1 pseudogene is annotated in these 353 nt (G+C 44.8%); it reads left to right on the top strand.

The annotated features are described in order from the left end of the window. Positions 1–353 (top strand): annotated as a pseudogene (locus ACEYW6_RS36740) (hypothetical protein); the annotation flags it as partial.

Genomic DNA, 353 nt, shown 5'->3' with positions numbered 1-353 from the left:
TAGGTGAGGGAGCAATTGGTAAGGGTGGTGATATCAATATCAAAACAGGGATGCTCTCCTTAAGCGATCGCGCTGAACTAACTGCTAACACTTTTGGAACCGGAGATGCAGGAAAGATATTTGTGCAAGCAAAGGATTCTATCTCACTTGATGGTGGTAATATTTTCAACAATGTGGAAAATGGAGCAGTCGGACAGGGTGGTGAGGTAAAGATTCAAGCAGGCTCACTATCTTTACTCAATGGCTCTCAAATTCAAACCATAGTTCGTCAAGCCAAAGATGGACAACCTGCGGGACGTGGCAATGCAGGCAAGGTGAATATTGATGTCCGTGATGCGCTGACAATTTCTGGT

Source organism: Nostoc sp. UIC 10607 (genome assembly GCF_047228265.1).
Taxonomy (GTDB): Bacteria; Cyanobacteriota; Cyanobacteriia; order Cyanobacteriales; family Nostocaceae; genus Nostoc; species Nostoc foliaceum_A.
The sequence above is the reverse complement of the archived record's forward strand: the minus strand, read 5'-3'. Positions and strand labels throughout refer to the sequence as shown.